The organism is Vogesella oryzagri, from assembly GCF_040148885.1.
GTDB classification, from domain to species: Bacteria; Pseudomonadota; Gammaproteobacteria; order Burkholderiales; family Chromobacteriaceae; genus Vogesella; species Vogesella oryzagri.
Window position 1 is genome coordinate 65,619 of record NZ_JBEFLD010000006.1, and the last position, 17,086, is coordinate 82,704.

Below are 17,086 nucleotides of genomic sequence, written 5' to 3' on the forward strand. Positions count from 1 at the left end.
ACAGCGCTGCGCGACGGCACACAAGGGTAATTCCGCATTGGCAGTAGCGACGGCAACGGCTTTAATCCACAGCATGGCCCGCGTCCGCACAGGGCGCCATTATGGAGACACCCCACACCGCCATGAAAGTCGCCCTGTTCATCCCCTGTTTCGTCAACGAACTGTATCCACACGTGGCCATGGCCACCGCCGAGCTGCTGGAAGGCTACGGCGTGGAAGTCGATTACCCGCTGGCACAGTCCTGTTGCGGCCAACCTGCCAGCAATAACGGCGACAGCCAGGGCGCCTGCGACGCCGCGCGCCGCTTTACCGCCATCTTCAAGGACTACGACTACATCGTGTCGCCGTCCGGCAGCTGCGTGTCGCACGTCAAGCATCACTACCCGTGGTATATCGCCGACGACGCCGACTACCAGGCCATGCAGCCGCGCGTGTACGAGATCGTCGAATTCCTGCAGGACGTGCTGAAAGTGGACAGGCTGCCCAAGCCGGTGTACTTCCCGCACCCGGTGTCGATCCACCAGAGCTGCCACGGCCTGCGCGAGCTGGGCCACGCCGCGCCGTCGGAGCTGATGATCCCCTACCACTCGCGGCTGGAACGCATCCTGCAGCTGGTGGACGGCGTCGACGTGCGGCTGCCGGAGCGCCGCGACGAGTGCTGCGGCTTTGGCGGCACCTTCAGCGTGGACGAGCCGGAAGTGTCGGTGGCGATGGGCGAGGACCGCGTCGCGCAGCACGAGGCCACCGGCGCCGAGTTCATCGTCGGCGCCGACCCGTCCTGTCTGATGCACATGGGCGGCATCATCCGCCACAAGTGCCGGCCCATCCGCCCGCTGCACATCGTCGAGATCCTCACCGGACGCGGAGGCGCGGCATGAAGCAGGACAACATCAACCACGCCGAAGCGGCGGCCGCCTTTTTGCAGGACCGCGAACAGGCGCGCTGGCACGACAGCGCCATCTGGTGGGTGCGGCAAAAGCGCGACGCGCAGGCCAAGCAGCTGCCGGAGTGGGAACAGTTGCGCGCACTGGCGCAGCAGATCAAGTCGCACACGCTGTCGCGACTGGATGAGTACCTGACCGAATTCCAGACCAACGCCGAGCGCAACGGCGTCACCGTGCACTGGGCGGCCGACGCCGACGAACACAACCGCATCGTGTACGGCATCCTGGCGGCGGCCAACGTTAAAAAACTGGTGAAATCGAAATCGATGCTGACCGAGGAATGCGGGCTGAACCCGTATCTGGAGCAGCGCGGCATCGAGGTGATCGACACCGATCTGGGCGAACGCATCGTGCAGCTGCGCCACGAGCCGCCGAGCCACATCGTGATGCCGGCGATCCACCTGAAGAAGGAACAGATCTCCGAGCTGTTTCACAAGGAGCTGGGCACCGAGGCCGGCAACAACGACCCGACCTATTTGACCCACGCCGCGCGCGCCAACCTGCGCGAGCATTTCCTCACCGCCGGCGCCGGCCTCACCGGCGTCAACTTCGCCATCGCCGAAACCGGTGGCGTGGTGGTGTGCACCAACGAAGGCAATGCCGACCTCGGCACCGCGCTGCCGCCGATCCACATCGCCAGCATGGGGCTGGAAAAGATCATCCCCAAGCAGGCGCATCTGGGCGTGTTCACCCGCCTGCTGGCGCGCTCCGCCATCGGCTCGCCGATCACCACCTACACCTCGCACTTCCAGCAGGCACGCCCCGGCGGCGAGATGCACATCGTCATCGTCGACAACGGCCGCAGCGACATCCTCGGCAGCGACGACTTCTCGCAGAGCCTGCGCTGCATCCGCTGCGGCGCCTGCATGAACACCTGCCCGGTGTACCGCCGCAGCACCGGCCACAGCTACAGCTACATCATTCCGGGGCCGATCGGCTCCACGCTGGGTCCCAGCCGCGACATCAAGAAGCACGGCAGCATGGCGTTTGCCTGCACCACCTGCGGCTCGTGCAGCAATGTGTGCCCGGTGAAGATCAACCTGCACGAACAGCTGATCCTGCAGCGCAAGCGCGCCTTCGACGCCGGCACGCTGAAGCCGGTGAAGAAGATGGGGCTGCTGGCGATGCGCTTCCTGACCCAGCATCCGTCGCTGCTGGACGCCGGCGGCAAGCTGATGCGCAAGGTGGTGCCGATCCTGCCGGTGGCGCTGACGCAGCACAGCGCGTGGAGCCGGCCGGGACGCGAGCTGCCGCAGATGCCGGCACAGAGCTTCAAGGAGATGTGGCAGGCCAGAAAGGAAAACAAGCAATGAGCAGCCGCGAAACCATCCTGGCGCGACTGCGCCAGAACCGCCCGCACGGCCCGGCGCTGCCGGACATCGACGCGGTGCCGTTCATCACCTTTGCCGATAAGTTCGACGCCTTTGCCACGCTGGTGCGCAACCTCGGCGGCGACGCGGTGCAACTGCAGCCGGGCGAAACCGTCGCCGGCATCGTGGCGCAACGTTGGCCGCAAGCCGGCCGCGTGGTCGATATCACCGCCGCCAACCCGGAACAGGTGACCGCGCCGCATGACTGGCACGACGTCGACATCGCCATCGTGCCCGGCGAGCTGGCGGTGGCGGAAAGCGCGGCGGTGTGGGTCAGCCACGCCGGCAACAGCCAGCGCGTGCTGTACTTCCTCACCCAGAAGCTGGTGCTGGTGGTACCGAAAGACGCCATCGTCGACACCATGCGCGACGCCTATGCCCGCGTCAGCATCCGCGAGCACGGCTTTGGCGGCTTCATCAGCGGCAGCTCGCGCACCGCCGACATCGAACAGAGCCTGGTGATGGGCGCGCACGGCGCGATGGCGGCGCTGGTGATCTTTGTGTAACGACTGCGTTGTTGCTTCGCTTCACGGCTCCAGACGGGGCCGTTTTTTTTTGCGGCCAACGTTGGCTGCAGACATGAAAAAAGCCACGATCTGCATCGTGGCTTGTGCGGGTCAGTACCGGCTCAGGTGCGCTCCACCTTGTAGCGCGGCGGCAGCAGCAGCGCCGGCACTTCGCGCTGGCGTTGCGGCAGCATGCGGCCACCGAGCTTTTTCTCTACCTTGCGACCTTCGCCATCGTCGCGTTCACGCGGTTTGTCCACTGCCTGCAGCGGGCTGCGACCGGCATCGCGCGCGCGCGGCTCACGCATGTCGCGAGGTTCGCGTGGTTCGCGACGCTCACGGCTGTCACGCGCTTCACGCGGCTCGCGACGTTCGCGGTCTTCACGCTCGCGACGCGGCGGCGCCTCGCCATTGCCTTCTTCGCGGCGGCCACTGTAGCCCTGCACCACTTGCGGCGGCAATGTCTGCCGTGTGAGCTTCTCGATGGCTTCGTGCTGCTTGCTTTCGTCCGGTGCCATCAGCGAGATGGCGACGCCGGAAGCGCCGGCACGACCGGTACGGCCGATGCGGTGCACGTAGTCTTCCGGCGAATTGGGCATTTCGTAGTTGACCACGAACGGCAGCTCGGAAATATCCAGCCCGCGCGCCGCCACGTCGGTAGCGACCAGCACTTTCACCTCGCCGGCCTTGAAGCGGTTCAGCGTTTCCAGGCGTGCGCTCTGCGCCTTGTCGCCGTGGATGGCCTCGGCGGCGTGGCCATCGCGCTTCAGATCGCGCGAGAGCTGATCGGCGGAAATCTTGGTGCGGCAGAACACGATCACCTGGCTCATGTCGCGCTCGCGGATCAGGTGCGACAGCAGTGCGCGCTTGCGGTAGGCATCCACCGCGTACACCAGCTGCTCCACCTGGGCATTGGTGGAGTTCTGGCGTGCCACTTCCACCGTTTGCGGGTCACGCATGAAATCGGCGGCCAGCTTCTTGATCTCCGGCGCGAAGGTGGCGGAGAACAGCAGTGTCTGGCGCTCCTTGGGCAGCAGCGACATGATCTTGCGGATGTCCTGGATGAAGCCCATGTCCAGCATGCGGTCACCCTCGTCCAGCACCAGTACCTCCACCTTGTTCAGCTGGATGGTCTTCTGCTGCACGTGGTCCAGCAGGCGGCCCGGGGTGGCAATCACGATCTCGATCCCACGGCGCAGCTCGGCCACCTGCGGGTCCATGTTGACGCCGCCGAAGATGGTGGTGCTGCGCAGCGGCAGGTGCTTGGTGTAAGCCTTGGCGTTGACGCCGATCTGATCGGCCAGCTCGCGGGTGGGTGACAGGATCAGCGCGCGCACTGGGTGCATGGCCGGCGAGACGCTGGGGTTGGCGAATTTTTTCAGACGCTCGAGGATGGGCAGCAGGAAGGCGGCAGTCTTGCCGGTACCGGTCTGCGCCGCAGCCAGCAGGTCACGGCCGGACAGTACCAGCGGAATGGCCTTGGCCTGGATGGGGGTGGCTTCCGAGTAGCCCATCTCGTCGATGGCGCGCAGGATTTCAGGTGCCAGGCCTAGCTCGGCAAACGACATGTCAGCAACTCCAATCGGCCTGCCGCGGCGTGCTCGCGGCGGCAAACCTGCAAATCATTAAAATGCGAAGCGCCGCCCATTGTGAAGGCGGCGCACAAACTGGCGTCGGTTCAGCCGAACAGACTGACCACGCTCAGCAGCAAGACGACAAACAGCCACAGTAGTACGGTACGCCATACCAGGCCCACGGCACTCTTCAGGTAGTTGGGGTCGGCCTCATCACCTACCCCCAGTTCCGGGCGGAAGTTGACGGTGTAGTTCTGGCGTACCGGATCACCCAGCTTGACCCCCAGTGCTCCGGCGGCAGAAGCCAGCAGGATGCCGGTAGCGTAGTTGCCCCAGGTACGGGCCTGCGAGCGCCAGCAATACACCGCATCCTCGAAGTCACCCATGATGGCAAAGCTGATGGCGGTCAGGCGTACCGGAATCCAGTCCAGCCATTCGCCGGCACGGCCGGCAAAGCGGCCAAACAGGTCATCGCTGCCGCGATTGCCCCACTTTTGCGCCAACAGCAGCGCAAAGCGGTACAGCACCGCGCCACTTGGACCGGGCAACACCACAAACCAGAACATGGTGCCGAACACATGGCGATAGCTATCCACCACCCCCTGCTCGATAGCCAGGCGCGATACTTCGCCCACCGACAACTCACTGGTCGGCTGGCTGATCCAGCTGGACAGCGCCTGACGGGCCTCGAATTCGCAGCCCTCGTTCAGCGCCAGCGAAATCTCGGAAAAGTAACCGGAGAAATGGCGAAAGCCCATGGTGAGGTACAGCAGCAGCACGTTCCACAGCAAGGCCAGTACCGGGCTGATGGCATACAGCAGGTAGTAGCCGCCGACAGCCAGCAACAAGGCCGGCACCATGGCGGCAAACCAGGCGAGCACCCCGTGCCGGTTGTAGCCGGCATTCAGGCTGCGCTCAAGGTGGTTGGCATAACGGATGAACAGCAGCCAGACACGGTTGCGGTTACCGAGGGGACGCAGTTGCTCGAGAGCCAGTGCGGCGATCAGCGAAATCAGGGTCATGGATACGCGGATGGTTGTTTGTTACCCGCGGAGGAAGATACCACAAAACCGCCAGCGGGGCGGCGGCTAGGCAGAACCCAGGCGGCGCGAGCCGCTGAGCGACGACGACAGGTTGCCTTGCCGGCCATAACCGGCAACCGCCTGATTGGATGCTTTCAGCGAGTCCAGCACCTCGGTAGCGAACTTCATGCGCTCCTGCGCCAGATCGGCATTCACATCATTGAGCGCTTTCAGCTTGATCAGGCCTTTTTCCAGCGCCTGCCACAGCTGGCGCACTTCCGTCGGTGCCTGCTGCAGCCATGCCTGCCAATGCGCGGCATCGGCAAAGCCGGCGCTCTCCTGCAAGCCAAGACGCGCGGCACGGGCGGCGGTCAAGGCCTCCAGCTGCCGTAACTTGGCTTGCGCCATTTCTTCCAGATTGAAGGCATCGAAACGCAAAATGGCGCGCTGTTCTTCCTCCAGCGTATGCTGCAGGTCGTCTAGCGCGGCCATTTCGGTCTGGCACAGGGCCAGCAGGGCTTGAACATCCATGGTGGAGCTGGCTTAGCCTGCCAGCAATTCCTTGGCCGAAGCGATCAGGCTATCGGCAATGGCGTCCGGGTTGATGGAAAACTCGCCCGATGCGATCGCCGATTTGATCGCCGCCACCTTGTCCGCATCGAAAGCCGGCGAACTGGCTGCGGCTTGCTCCATGCCCTGCAGGCGGCTGGCAAACGGATTAATCGCAACGCTCTCGCCGTTGGCGCGTGCGCTGGCGGTATCCGCCTTGCTCTGCGTACGGCTGGGGGCGGTAAAGCTGGCTGCAACCTTGCCCGAGTTGTCGATTTTCATGATTTACCTGCCTGAAATCTTTTTACGGTTATGTCTATTATCGCCCGAAATATCTGAAACTTGATGCTTTTTTTATGGCATCTGCACTGACACGCTGCCATCCGCTTCCACTAGGGCGGAAATCACCTTGCCATTGGTCACCCGCACGTTCACCCGCTCCCCCGCCGCGGCATTGCCCAGGGCGGTGGCATCACTGCTCACGGCAAAGCCATCGCCACGTATCTGCAGCTTTAGCGGCTGATTCATTTTGACCACAAACGGTGAGCGCACCTGCGATGCAGTCAGCATGGTGCCTGGCGGCAGCGTGCTGCGTACCATCTGCCCCAGCAGCAGTTTTTGATCGCGTATGCCCTGGTTGAGTTGCGAGCGATTGTTGACCGGCGCCAACTTGATGTCGTCGGCCTCCAGCACCTCCCCCGCGCGCATCAGCCGCGTGGTGACCAGTACCATCTGCAGTTCGCTGGCCAGCACCGGCAGGCTGAGACTCCAGCCTTGCTCGACACAAGTCAGCAACACGCTTTGCTGTGGGCGGGCATTGCCGGCAGGCCAGGATGCCTGCAAAGGTTGGCCGCAGGCCGGCATCGCCGGCTTGCGGGCCTGCAACTTCAACTGGTAGCCATAGCCGTCCTGCCCGTGCTGGGCCTGCAGGAACTGGTTGGCAACCTGCTCCATCTGGCGGCCATCCTGCACAGCGCCCCAACCAGACACGGGCAACAACAGCAGGCTTGCGATGATTGTCTGCTTCATAGCGCCATTTTACCCGTCTGCAGCCACCGTATGTGGCTGTTGCCGCCACAAAAAACCCGCGCCACCGGTTCCGGGGGGCGGGTTGATCTGACGGTGGCAGAATCAGGCCAGCGCCTGACGAATATACGCCTTCACCTTGTCGGTATCCGCTTCGTATACCGTTACACGCTGCGGCAGGTCTTCCAGCCCTTCAAAACCAGCCGGACGTGGCGCTTCGCGCTGCAACGCCTCGCGGATGGTGTCGGCGAACTTGGCCGGCAGCGCGGTTTCCAGGCAGACGATAGTCTCGCCCGGCAGACGCACTTCGCGTGCCACCTTGATGCCATCGGCGGTATGGGTATCTACCACCACACCGTCGGCGGCATCCACCGCGCGGATGGTAGCCAGCCGGTCGGCATGACTGCTGCTGCCGGACACGAAACCGAACTGCTCATGTACCTGCGCCAGCTTGTCGGCCAGATCGAAACCCTTGCCGCCATCCACCTCGGCCCACAACGCCCTCACCTTAGCGCCATCGCGACCGACCAGATCGAACACGAAGCGCTCGAAGTTGGACGCCTTGGAGATGTCCATTGACGGGCTGGAGGTTACGTAGGTATTGGCGGTGCCACGCGGTGCGTAACGGCCGGTCTTGAAGAACTCGTCCAGCACGTCGTTTTCGTTGGTAGCCACGATCAGGCGCTCGATCGGCAGCCCCATCTGGCGGGCGATATGGCCGGCGCAGACGTTGCCGAAGTTGCCGGACGGCACGCAGAAGCTGACTTTCTCGTCGTTGCTGCTGGTGGCGTTGAAGTAACCCTTGAAGTAGTACACCACCTGCGCCACCACGCGCGCCCAGTTGATGGAGTTGACGGTGCCGATCTTGTACTGTGCCTTGAAGGTGTGATCGTTCTGCACCGCCTTCACGATGTCCTGGCAATCGTCGAACATGCCCTTGATGGCGATGTTGTGGATATTGGCATCCTGCAGGCTGTACATCTGCGCGCGCTGGAACGTGCTCATCAGCCCGTCCGGACTCATCATGAACACGTTGATGTTCTGTTTGCCGCGCATCGCGTATTCGGCCGCCGAGCCGGTATCGCCGGAGGTGGCGCCGACGATGTTGAGCTGCTCGCCCTTTTTCGCCAGCACGTACTCGAACAGGTTGCCAAGGAACTGCATCGCCATGTCCTTGAACGCCAGCGTCGGGCCGTTGGACAGCTCCAGGATCACCAGGCCGTCGGAGAGACGCTTGACCGGGGTGATCTCGGCCGAGCCGTACACCTCGGCAGTGTAGGTGCGCTCGAGAATGGCCTTCAGGTCGGCTTCCGGGATGTCGGTAGCGAACAGGCGGATCACTTCGAACGCCAGCTCGGCGTAGGAAAGATTGCGCCAGGCATCCAGCTGCGTGCGGCCAACCTGCGGATAGCTTTCCGGCAGCGCCAGGCCGCCATCGGGCGCCAGGCCCATCAGGATGGTGTCGGAAAATTCAAGCGGCGCCATGCCGCCACGGGTACTGATGTATTTCATGTCATTCAACCAGGGTATCCAGGCATTGCACGCCCACGTTCAGCAGGCGGCCTTGCCATTTCGGCTCGCTCAGCAGGGCCTTGCCCTTGCTGGCCACTTCCTGCATTTCTTCATCGCTGAGGCTGGACACCAGCTTGTTGCTGGCGCAGCCACAGTAGCTGTCCACCCGCTTGGGCGTGGACAGCAGCACCGGCAGCAAGGGCGTGTTGTTGATCTTGCTGCGGCAGGCTTCACCCAGCTTCTGCTCGGCAACCGTGCGCGGCATCAGGCTGGCACAGCCGGCCAGCAGCAGACACAACAACACGACAATGCTGCGCTTAGCCATTGAGCTCTTCCATGCGCAGGCGCACCACCTTGCCAGCCACGCTGTCCAGCGCCTCGATGGCAGCGATGGCCTTGTTGACGGCCTTCTCTACCACGCGATGGGTCAGGATCACGATCTCGGCAGAACCGTCGGCAATGGCGCCCTTCTGGATCAGCGCCTCGATGGAAATACCGTTTTCCGCCAGCAGGCGGGTGATGTCGGCCATCACACCGGCGCGGTCAACCGCCTGGATGCGCAGGTAGTAGCTGCTCACTACTTCGTCGATCGGCAGGATACGCAGGTTCTGCAGCTGGTCCGGCTGGAACGCCAGGTGCGGCACGCGGTGCCCCGGATCGGCAGTCATCAGGCGGGTGACATCCACCAGGTCGGCCACCACGGCGGAGGCAGTCGGCAAGGCACCGGCGCCCGGGCCGTTGAACAGGGTCTGGCCGACTGCATCGCCGCGCACCAGTACCGCGTTCATCACGCCGTTCACATTGGCAATCAGCTGGTCTTCCGGGATCAGCGTCGGGTGCACGCGCAGCTCCACGCCCTGCTCGGTACGGCGGGTCAGGCCGATCAGCTTCACCCGGTAGCCCAGCTCCTCGGCGTACTGGATGTCCTTGCCTTCCAGCTTGCTGATGCCTTCTAGGTAGCAGTTGTCGAACTGCATCGGGATGCCGAAGGCGATGGCGGCCATGATGGTGAGCTTGTGGCCGGCGTCGTGGCCTTCCACGTCGAAGGTCGGATCGGCCTCGGCATAGCCCAGCCGCTGCGCTTCCTTCAGCACGTCGGCAAAGTCGGCTCCCTTCTCACGCATTTCGGTGAGAATGAAGTTGGAAGTGCCGTTGATGATGCCGGCCAGCCATTCGATGCGGTTAGCCGACAGGCCTTCGCGTAGCGCCTTGATGATGGGGATGCCGCCGGCTACCGCCGCCTCGAACGCCACCATCACGCCTTTTTCCTGCGCGCGGGCAAAGATCTCGTTGCCATGCACCGCCAGCAGCTTCTTGTTGGCGGTCACCACGTGCTTGCCGTTGGCGATGGCCTGCAGCACCAGTTCCTTGGCCACGGTGTCGCCACCGATCAGCTCCACCACGATGTCCACGTCCGGGTGGTTCACCACCTCGAAGGCATCGGCCACCACGGTCACGTCCGGGCCCACTAGCTCACGCGCCATTTCCACGTGGCGACGCGACGCGATGGTCAGGCGGATCTCGCGCCCGGCACGGCGGCTGATTTCTTCCGCGTTACGCTTCAATACGGTGGCGACACCGCCACCGACCGTCCCCACACCCATCAGGCCAATATTGATTGGCTTCATAGTTAAACTCCTAAGTTCTGTTTATTTGTCCCTGGATTCAGGCGATCCAGCGGGACCGGCAGTACCGGCCCGACTCGATGTCCTGACGACAGGATATGCACGCCAATCGACATCCGGCAGCACAAGGGGGCGCAAGCGCCCCCTCCGTTATTGTCTGTTCACCCCCCACGCGCAGCCACCACCTTGCCTTTGACAAGGTGTTGCTGGCAGGCAGCGTGAACATTGCGCATCAGTCGGTTCCGTGGCGTTTGCGGTAATTTTCCAGGAAGCGGGCGATGCGGCCGATGGCCTCGGTCAGATCGTCGCTGTTCGGTAGGAATACCACGCGGAAGTGATCCGGCGCAATCCAGTTGAAACCGCTGCCCTGTACCAGCAGCACCCGCTCCAGCTGCAGCAGCTCGAGGATGAACTGCTGGTCATCCTCGATCGGGTAAATGTCCGGGTCCAGCCGCGGGAACAGGTACAGCGCCCCCTGCGGTTTGACGCAAGTCACACCGGGAATCTCGGTGAGCAGCTTGTGCGCCAGATCGCGCTGCCGTGCCAGCCGGCCGCTCGGCGCCACCAGGTCGTCGATGCTCTGGTAGCCGCCCAGCGCGGTCTGAATCGCATACTGCGACGGCACGTTGGCGCACAGCCGCATCGAGGCCAGCATGTTCAGGCCTTCGATGTAGTCCTTGGCCCGCCGCTTGTCGCCGGACAGGATCAGCCAGCCAGCGCGGTAGCCGCAGGCGCGGTAGTTCTTGGACAGGCCATTGAAGGTGCACACCATCAGGTCCGGCGCCAGCGAGGCGATGGAGGTATGGGTAGCGCCGTCGTACAGCACCTTGTCGTAGATTTCGTCGGCGTACAGCAACAGACCGTGCTCGCGCGCCACCTCCACCAGTTGCTGCAGGATGTGGTCCGGGTACAGCGCGCCGGTGGGGTTGTTCGGGTTGATGATCACCAGCGCCTTGGTATTGGGGGTGATCTTGGCGCGGATGTCGGCAATCGACGGTAGCCAGCCCTGTTCCTCTTCACACAGGTAGTGCACCGGCTTGCCGCCGGCCAGGCTTACCGCCGCGGTCCACAGCGGGTAGTCCGGCGCCGGCACCAGCACTTCGTCGCCGTTATCCAGCAGCGCCTGCATCGCCATCACGATCAGCTCGGACACGCCGTTGCCGATGTAGATGTCTTCCATGCCCACGTTCGGAATCTGCTTCTGCTGCGCGTAATGCATGATCGCCTTGCGCGCGGCGAACAACCCTTTGGAATCGCAATAACCGGAAGCGTTCTGCAGATTGACGATCACGTCCTCAATGATCTCGTCCGGGGCAAAAAAGCCGAATGGCGCCGGATTGCCGATATTGAGCTTGATGATGCGATGACCTTCCTCTTCCATGCGCTTGGCGTGTTCAAGCACCGGACCGCGAATGTCATAGCAGACGTTGGCAAGTTTTTGCGATTTCTGGATGGGCTGCATGGGCACTGTCACTGTGGTGGTGGTTGGTGAGCTGTCTGTCCGCCGCGGCAACGTCTGGCCAGGCTGCAGGCGGGTTATAATCCTATCCCAATCTGTGGTGCACTGCACTACAACTGCCGACGGGATTCCACCATGAAACTACACGAAGCCAAAACCGCAGGAAGCAACCTGTTTACCGCCTATGGTGCCGACTATGTCGAGATCAACGGCGAGCGCCACAGCGGCAGCCTGATCGTTACCGGCAACAGCATCCAGCCGTGGGCGGCGGCCACCTTCGAGGCGCTGGCCGAGGAGCATTTCAACGCCCTGCTGGCGCTGCAGCCGGAGGTGGTGATCTTCGGCAGCGGCCAACGTTTGCGCTTTCCGCACCCACGGCTGACCGCCGCGCTGACCAATGCCGGCATCGGCGTGGAAGTAATGGACAGCAACGCCGCCTGTCGTACCTACAACATCCTGCTGGCCGAAGATCGCCAGGTGATCGCCGTGCTGCTGGGCGAATGATGGCGTTCGATCTGGCACTGGCCGGCAAGGCGCTGCTGGGCGCGCTGGCGGTGCTGCTGATCAGTCTGTTGTCGCAGAGCCGCTACTTTTTCATCGCCGGCCTGGTACCGCTGTTCCCCACCTTTGCGCTGATCGCGCATTACATCGTCGGTAGCGGCCGCGGTGCGGCGGCGCTGCGCCAGACCGCGCTGTTCGGGCTGTGGTCGCTGCTGCCCTACGCAGTGTATCTGCTGGCGGTGTACCAGCTGGCCGGGCGGCTGTCGCTGCCGCTGACCCTGCTGGCCGCCACCGCCTGCTGGACGCTGGCAGCCGGCCTGCTGCTGTGGGGCTGGCATTACTGGATGCACTGAACGTCCTCCCCGACGCTACCTGCGGCCAACGTTGGCCGCAGGCAAAACAAGGCCGCCCACGGGCGGCCCTGTGCTTTGGCGGTGCCGACGCGGCGCGACTAGTGCAGCTTCAACGCCGGCTTGGCCACCCGTCGCAGCTTGTCGCCGATGAATAGCAGCATGGCCAGCAGCCAGCCGTGCACTGCGGCCTGGTGCATGCGGTACAAGGAAGCGTAGATCAGCTTGGCGCCACGCCCTTCCACGTAGTAATCGCGCTTGGGGCCGACAATCGCCGCCAGGCTGCCCACCGCGGTGTGCTTGCCCAGCGACACCATCATGCCTTGCGGCTTGAACACAAACGGCGCCGCCTGCTGTTCGCGCAGGCGCTGCGCCAGCTCGGCGGCCAGCCACTGCGCCTGCTGGTGCGCCACTTGGGCGGTGGCCGGCAGCGGGCGGCCATTGCCGCCATCGCAGGCGGCGCAGTCACCCAGCGCGTAGATAGCGTCCTGCCCGGCGCAGCGCAGCCGTTCATCCACCTGCAGCTGGTTGATGCCGTTCACCGCCAAGCCATCCAGCGCCGCCAGCCAGCTCGGCGCCTTCACCCCGGCCGCCCACACCGTAATGTCGGCCGCCACCTGGCTGCCGTCGTGCAGTTCGACGCCGGCCGCGGTCACCGCCGCCACCCGGCTATTGGTCAGCACCCGCACGTGGCGAGCGGCCAACTGTTCCTGCGCATAGGCGGACAGCGACGGCGGCGCCGCTGCCAGCACCCGCTCGCCGCCCTCGATCACGCTGATGTGCACCTGCGCCGGCTGCAGCCGGGCGCCATAGACATGCATTTCGCGCACGGTGTGGTTCAGCTCCGCCGCCAGCTCCACCCCGGTGGCGCCACCGCCGACGATGGCAATGTTGAGATCGGCCTGCTGACCGCTGCTGCACTTGAACGACAACTCCAGCAGCCGATGGCGCAGTCGTTCGGCATCAGTCGGCGTGTTCAACTGCATCGCGTGTTCGCGCACGCCCGGCGTGCCAAAATCATTGGCCTCCGCCCCCACTGCCAGCACCAGCCAGTCGTAGCCGACCTCGCGCGCCGGGCTTAGCAGCTCACCATCGTGGCCGTGGATGGCCGCCAGCTGAATCGTGCGCCGGCGGCGGTCCAGCGCCTGCATGTAGCCGAACTCGAACTCGTAGCCATTGCGGTAGCCGTGGGCAAAGTAGTTCACCTCGTCCTCGCCGGTGTTCAGTGCCCCGGTAGCCACCTCGTGCAGCAGCGGTTTCCAGATGTGGGTCGGCGATCCATCCACCAGCACGATGCGCGCCTTGTGGCGCAGCCCCAGCTGGCGGCCCAGGCGGGTGGCCAGCTCCAGGCCGCCGGCGCCGCCGCCGACGATGACAATGCTGGGTAAAGCAGCAGAACGACTCAACATGGCAACTCCTTGATAATCAGAATGCGTTACCACAGCTGTCTGCCGACGTGAAAACGGCTGGGGTGACGCTTCTGACGCCAGCCCAGCCGGGTTGTGTAGGTGCAGGGATCGTTAGCGGCCAACCCAGCCGATGACCAGCAGCAGCACCAATAGTAAAGCAATCAGCAGCAACAGGAAGTTCTGCCGCTTCTGCTCGCGCATCAGCTGGATGTAGCCCTGCACCAGCAGTTCGGTGGTCTGGCCGGACAGCGCCTCGTTCAGCTTGCGCGGCAGCGCCGGCAAGGTGGTGGCCCATTGCGGTGCCTCGTGCTTAAGGGTGCGCAGCAGGCCGCGCCAGCCGATCTGCTCGTTCATCCATTTGGTCAGGAACGGTTTGGCGGTGTCCCACAGGTCCAGATTCGGGTCCAACTGCCGCCCCAGGCCCTCGATATTGAGCAGCGTCTTCTGCAGCAACACCAGCTGCGGCTGGATTTCCACGTTGAAGCGGCGGCTGGTCTCGAACAGCCGCAGCAGCACCATGCCGAAGGAAATCTGCGACAGCGGCTTGTTGAAGATCGGCTCGCACACGGTGCGCACCGCCGCTTCCAGTTCTTCGGCGCGGGTTTCCTTCGGCACCCAGCCGGACTCGATGTGGGCGGTGGCCACGCGGTGGTAGTCGCGATTGAAGAAGGCGAGGAAGTTCACCGCCAGGTAGTGCTTGTCAGTCTCGGTAAGGCTGCCGACGATGCCGAAATCCAGCGCGATATAGCGGCCGTCATCGGCGACGAAGATATTGCCCGGGTGCATGTCGGCATGGAAGAAGCCATGACGGAACACCTGGGTGAAGAAGATTTCCACCCCGAAGCGGCTGAGCTTTTTCAGGTCGACCCCGGCCGCGCGCAGGCGCTCGATCTGCCCGACCGGGATGCCGTCCATCCATTCCAGCGTCAGCACGTCGCGGCTGCTGTAGTCGTAGTACACCTCCGGCACGATCAGCATGTCGCTGCCGATGAAGTTGCGGTGCAGCTGGCTGGCGTTGCCGGCCTCGTGCATCAGGTCCAGCTCGTCGTGCAGGTGGCGGTCGAACTCGGCCACCACCTCGCGCGGCTTCAGCCGCTTGCCATCGGGCAGAAAGCGTTCCGCCAGCCCGGCCAGCACTGCCAGCAGCGCCAAGTCCTGCTCGATCACCGGCTTGATCGCCGGCCGCAGCACCTTCACCGCCACCGGCAGCCCCGGCTTGCCATCCTGGCCATGCAGCCGCGCGCGGTGCACCTGCGCCACCGAGGCGCTGGCCACCGGCACATCGTCGAATTCGTCGTACAGCTCGGCAATCGGCCGCCCCAGGCTCTGTTCGATCACCGCGCGCGCGGTGGCGGAATCGAACGGCGGCACCTTGTCCTGCAGCCGCGCCAGCTCGTCGGCGTAGTCCTCCGGCAGCAGATCGCGGCGGGTGGACAGCACCTGGCCGAACTTGACGAAGATCGGCCCCAGGCTTTCCAGCGCCAGCCGCACCCGTACCGGCCGCGGCTGCGACAGGTCGCGCGGCAGCGGCGTCAGGCGGAACAGCCAGTGCAGCAACCGCACGCGGGGACGGTCGACCAGGAAGTCATCCAGGCCGTAACGGTAAAAAGTGGCAACGATCTTGGCGAGCCGCGCGATACGCATGATGGATTCTGTCGAGAGAAAAGTGGCCGTGCCGCCGCGGCCACAGGTTGGCCGCAGTGCACAAAGCGCGAAGCATAGTCGCGGCGGGGCTGGCTTTGCAACGCCGGCGCCGCGGCCGGCAACAAAAAACCGGCGCCAGGGCACCGGTTCCGGATCTCGCGTCAGCGCGCTGGCGTGCGCGCCGCCAGCCGCTGCTGCAATAACGCCAGTCGCTTGTCGAGGCGGTCTGCATCTTCGCGCAGCTCGTCCACCGCCACGACAAAGGCGGCCACGTCCGGCTTCCTGGCCAGCAGCGGTACTTCCTCGCGCAGGTGTTCGATCCAGTTTTCCAGCAGCCGGCCGCCGATCTCGCCCTTGATGCCGAACAGGCCGCGCACAAAACCTTGCACGCGATGGGCCGCCACGTCGCCCACCACCCGCGACAGGTCCTCGGTGGCATCCCACTGCAGGCGGCGCACGATGCGGCCAACCTCGGTGGCCAGCTCGGTATCGCCTTCCAGCACGATGTCGCTCAGCGCCGGTTCGCGGCCGGACAACTGCGCCAGCGCCACGCCGTGCTTCAGCCGCAGCCGCGCTTCCGGCTCGCCTTCGCAGGCGGCCAGCCAGCCTTCGTCGGTCACCACCCCGGCCAGGTCGAACGGCGGCAGGGTAATGGCAATACGACGCCCGGCATGCAGCGCCAGGTCGGCGCGCACCTCCGGGTGCTGGTTCAACAGATGATTAAAGGCAGCAATGCGCAAACCCATGCTCAATGTCCTTGTCCGCTCAGGCTCAACAATACGCTAGCGCGATGGCGGCGACCGGGTGATCCGGCCGCCATTTTTATCGATAAGGCGGCAAGCGCCGCGGCCAACATCAAGCCAGTGTTGATGCCGGCCCCTTATCGATCACACCGACATCAGGATTACTGCACCACCGGGATGATGTGGATTTCCACGCGACGGTTCAGCTGCTTGCCAGCCTCGGTCTTGTTGTCGGCACGCGGGCGGCTGGAACCATAGCCAATTGCCTGCATGCGTTCCTGCTGCACGCCGCGCGACTGCAGATATTGCTCTACCGCGGCCGCACGTTGTTCGGACAGCGGCTGGTTGATGCGGTCATTACCGGAGGCATCGGTGTGGCCTTCGATATCCAGCGTGGTCTTGCCATACTTGCGCACGATGCCGGAGATGGTGTCCAGCGTCGGCAGGAAGCCGGATTTCAGCGCCGAAGAGTTGCTGTCAAACGCGGTGGCCGAGGTCATCACCACAGTCAGGCTCTTGTCGGCATTGCGCTGCAGCTCGATGGCGCCAGACTTGATCTGCGGCGCCAGCTGCTTTTCGAAATCCTTGGCCTGGTTATCCATATAGGTACCCACGGCATAGCCGGCCAGGCCGCCACCCACTGCACCGATGACGGCACCCTTGGTGCGGTCTTTCTTGCTGGACACGGCGGCGCCCAGCACCGCCCCGCCCACCGCACCGATCACGGCGCCGGTCTGGCTGTTGTTGTACTGATCCATATTGGCGCAACCGCCAGCCAGCAGGGCGGCGGAAACCAGGGTTACCAGGGTGGTAGTGGAAAGACGCTTGTTCATATTGTTGCTCCTTGGGGGT

Annotated in this window: 18 protein-coding genes; 5 read left to right on the forward strand and 13 right to left on the reverse strand. The window is 64.1% G+C overall.

Annotated elements, in window-relative coordinates; genetic code table 11:
• The first annotated feature begins 101 nt into the window (after positions 1 to 101).
• From ABNW52_RS12280 to ABNW52_RS12290, 3 genes are read left to right on the forward strand one after another with little or no spacing between them, the layout of a single operon-like run.
• Positions 102 to 878: a (Fe-S)-binding protein gene (locus ABNW52_RS12280; protein ID WP_349588178.1), complete on the forward strand. Its 777-nt coding sequence runs from the start codon at positions 102 to 104 to the stop codon at positions 876 to 878.
• On the forward strand, positions 875 to 2,257 hold the full coding sequence (locus ABNW52_RS12285; protein ID WP_349588181.1) for a lactate utilization protein B: 1,383 nt from the start codon (positions 875 to 877) through the stop codon (positions 2,255 to 2,257). The genes ABNW52_RS12280 and ABNW52_RS12285 overlap by 4 nt, the downstream gene beginning before the upstream one ends.
• On the forward strand, positions 2,254 to 2,820 hold the full coding sequence (locus tag ABNW52_RS12290; RefSeq protein WP_349588183.1) for a LutC/YkgG family protein: 567 nt from the start codon (positions 2,254 to 2,256) through the stop codon (positions 2,818 to 2,820). The genes ABNW52_RS12285 and ABNW52_RS12290 overlap by 4 nt, the downstream gene beginning before the upstream one ends.
• 122 nt (positions 2,821 to 2,942) lie before the next feature.
• Here ABNW52_RS12290 and ABNW52_RS12295 read toward each other — a convergent pair whose 3' ends face one another.
• The 9 genes from ABNW52_RS12295 to ABNW52_RS12335 form a co-directional block, all read right to left on the reverse strand.
• Complete coding sequence (locus ABNW52_RS12295) at positions 2,943 to 4,388, reverse strand: DEAD/DEAH box helicase (protein ID WP_349588186.1); 1,446 nt, start codon at positions 4,386 to 4,388, stop codon at positions 2,943 to 2,945.
• Positions 4,389 to 4,498: 110 nt separating this feature from the next.
• Positions 4,499 to 5,416 (reverse strand): CobD/CbiB family protein, encoded by a 918-nt coding sequence (locus tag ABNW52_RS12300; protein ID WP_349588188.1) that lies wholly within the window; start codon positions 5,414 to 5,416, stop codon positions 4,499 to 4,501.
• Positions 5,417 to 5,482: 66 nt separating this feature from the next.
• Positions 5,483 to 5,947 (reverse strand): flagellar protein FlgN, encoded by a 465-nt coding sequence (locus tag ABNW52_RS12305; RefSeq protein WP_349588191.1) that lies wholly within the window; start codon positions 5,945 to 5,947, stop codon positions 5,483 to 5,485.
• Positions 5,948 to 5,959: 12 nt separating this feature from the next.
• Positions 5,960 to 6,247 (reverse strand): flagellar biosynthesis anti-sigma factor FlgM, encoded by a 288-nt coding sequence (flgM, locus tag ABNW52_RS12310; protein WP_349588194.1) that lies wholly within the window; start codon positions 6,245 to 6,247, stop codon positions 5,960 to 5,962.
• Positions 6,248 to 6,319: 72 nt separating this feature from the next.
• A complete protein-coding gene (flgA, locus tag ABNW52_RS12315) occupies positions 6,320 to 6,919 on the reverse strand; it encodes a flagellar basal body P-ring formation chaperone FlgA (protein WP_349588197.1) in 600 nt (199 codons plus the stop codon).
• A 177-nt stretch (positions 6,920 to 7,096) separates the two neighbouring features.
• Positions 7,097 to 8,503 carry a threonine synthase gene (thrC, locus tag ABNW52_RS12320; protein WP_349588199.1) on the reverse strand — a complete coding sequence of 469 codons (1,407 nt, stop codon included), beginning with the start codon at positions 8,501 to 8,503 and terminating at the stop codon, positions 7,097 to 7,099.
• A gap of 1 nt (position 8,504) precedes the next feature.
• Positions 8,505 to 8,828, reverse strand: coding sequence for a hypothetical protein (locus ABNW52_RS12325; protein ID WP_349588201.1), 324 nt, complete (start codon positions 8,826 to 8,828; stop codon positions 8,505 to 8,507).
• Complete coding sequence (locus ABNW52_RS12330; RefSeq protein WP_349588204.1) at positions 8,821 to 10,131, reverse strand: homoserine dehydrogenase; 1,311 nt, start codon at positions 10,129 to 10,131, stop codon at positions 8,821 to 8,823. Before ABNW52_RS12330 ends, ABNW52_RS12325 begins: the two co-directional genes overlap by 8 nt.
• 229 nt (positions 10,132 to 10,360) lie before the next feature.
• Positions 10,361 to 11,590, reverse strand: a complete 1,230-nt coding sequence (locus tag ABNW52_RS12335; protein WP_349588207.1) for a pyridoxal phosphate-dependent aminotransferase — start codon at positions 11,588 to 11,590, stop codon at positions 10,361 to 10,363.
• Between the two features lie 132 nt (positions 11,591 to 11,722).
• On the opposite strand from ABNW52_RS12335, the gene ABNW52_RS12340 reads away from it, so the two are divergent.
• Both ABNW52_RS12340 and ABNW52_RS12345 read left to right on the forward strand, forming a co-directional pair.
• Entirely contained in the window at positions 11,723 to 12,091 is a 369-nt protein-coding gene (locus ABNW52_RS12340; RefSeq protein WP_349588210.1) for an Mth938-like domain-containing protein, read from the forward strand.
• On the forward strand, positions 12,088 to 12,441 hold the full coding sequence (locus tag ABNW52_RS12345; RefSeq protein ID WP_349588213.1) for a GlpM family protein: 354 nt from the start codon (positions 12,088 to 12,090) through the stop codon (positions 12,439 to 12,441). Before ABNW52_RS12340 ends, ABNW52_RS12345 begins: the two co-directional genes overlap by 4 nt.
• Positions 12,442 to 12,539: 98 nt before the next feature.
• On the opposite strand, the gene ABNW52_RS12350 is transcribed toward ABNW52_RS12345, so the two are convergent.
• The 4 genes from ABNW52_RS12350 to ABNW52_RS12365 form a co-directional block, all read right to left on the reverse strand.
• Positions 12,540 to 13,847, reverse strand: a complete 1,308-nt coding sequence (locus ABNW52_RS12350; protein WP_349588216.1) for an NAD(P)/FAD-dependent oxidoreductase — start codon at positions 13,845 to 13,847, stop codon at positions 12,540 to 12,542.
• Positions 13,848 to 13,958: 111 nt separating this feature from the next.
• The gene (gene ubiB / locus ABNW52_RS12355; protein ID WP_349588218.1) at positions 13,959 to 15,491 is read right to left on the reverse strand and encodes a ubiquinone biosynthesis regulatory protein kinase UbiB; all 1,533 of its coding nucleotides are present in this window, start codon (positions 15,489 to 15,491) and stop codon (positions 13,959 to 13,961) included.
• 161 nt (positions 15,492 to 15,652) lie between these two features.
• Positions 15,653 to 16,237, reverse strand: coding sequence for a ubiquinone biosynthesis accessory factor UbiJ (locus tag ABNW52_RS12360; protein ID WP_349588221.1), 585 nt, complete (start codon positions 16,235 to 16,237; stop codon positions 15,653 to 15,655).
• A gap of 158 nt (positions 16,238 to 16,395) precedes the next feature.
• A complete protein-coding gene (locus ABNW52_RS12365; protein WP_349588223.1) occupies positions 16,396 to 17,067 on the reverse strand; it encodes a YiaD family glycine zipper/OmpA-like lipoprotein in 672 nt (223 codons plus the stop codon).
• Positions 17,068 to 17,086 lie beyond the last annotated feature (19 nt).